This is a genomic window from Legionella longbeachae, assembly GCF_004283175.1.
GTDB classification, from domain to species: Bacteria; Pseudomonadota; Gammaproteobacteria; order Legionellales; family Legionellaceae; genus Legionella; species Legionella longbeachae.
Window position 1 is genome coordinate 1 of record NZ_RXNW01000035.1, and the last position, 1,244, is coordinate 1,244.

The window sequence follows — 1,244 nt, forward strand, 5'->3', positions numbered from 1 at the left end:
TTCTCGAAATTTTTCTTTAAATTCCTCAGTTTCCATTTTAATTTTCACTTTTTGAAATAAATCGGCATGAATATGCCGTGCCATAACTCGAATGTCTCTATTCTTCATTTGAGGCACTTGGCAAATTGCTTTTAAAGAGCATTCACGGCAATCTTTTGTATGGGTACGATAAGAAATATAACCCTCGGAATTTATTTTTCCTGGTTTAAATTCAATATTTGCAAAGCAAATATAAGTTTTTTTAATCTCATCATAATTAATTCCATGTATTTCTTTATCAGGAGTTTTACCACTACGTGTAGTAAATAATGGTATAAATTCTTGGATACCCATATCATTCAGGGATGAAATAACTTCTCCAGAACCATATGCTCTATCTGCTATAACTTCTCTCAACATTAATTTATTTTTTAATTGAACTATTAAGTCTAAGTAAGGCTGAGAGTCATGTACTGCTCCAGTTGTAATCTTTATGGCACTAATTACACGGCTTTTACTATCACAACACACATGTGCTTTATATTTTAAACTTCTTAATGTTCCTGATTTAAAAGCTAACGTTGCATCAGGATCGGTTTTGCTCCGATGAGTTTTATTAGAAATATGCCACTTATTTTCAGAGATGCCATCTTTAGATGGTTTTATATTTTTAGGAACTTCTTTATTTAATGGCTTCATCGAGTTCAACGAGGCATTTGCTTGAATTAACGTACTATCTGTCATCACACTCTGGCTTTGAAGAAGACCAGCTTGCTGACATTGTTCGACAATGGATTGAAAAAATTTTTCGAAAACCTCAATCGTATAGCGTTTTTTAATGCGACTCAAACTTGCGTGATGGGGAATAGAGTCATTTAGTGTTAATCCACAAAACCATCGGTAGCAAATATTATAATGAATATCTTGAACTAGTTGTCTCGTCGATTTGATGGAAAATATATAACCTATCAGCATCATTCGAAAATATAATTCTGGTGCAACTGAAGGACCTCCATTATTGGGGCAATAGCAAGACTCGGTAATCTCTTCAATAAATGAAAAGTCGATGCATTCATTAACTTTTCTTAAATAGTGCTTTTTAGGTATTAGTTTATCCAGTGATAAATAATCAGTATGTTGGGATTTGTCGAGAATTCTTCCTTGCATTTAACTTCTTGTTATTCAATTAAAATTGATGGATTAGATCCTTTTTATCAGAGTGTGTAAAGTTTCCTCATCTTTTACAACAGGCCGGTACCTTATCT

Annotated in this window: 1 protein-coding gene; it reads right to left on the reverse strand. The window is 32.9% G+C overall.

Annotated elements, in window-relative coordinates; translation table 11 throughout:
- A partial coding sequence (locus EKG34_RS18075; protein WP_130560102.1) for an IS1182-like element ISLlo2 family transposase occupies positions 1 to 1,146 on the reverse strand: 1,146 nt, incomplete at its 3' end.
- Positions 1,147 to 1,244 lie beyond the last annotated feature (98 nt).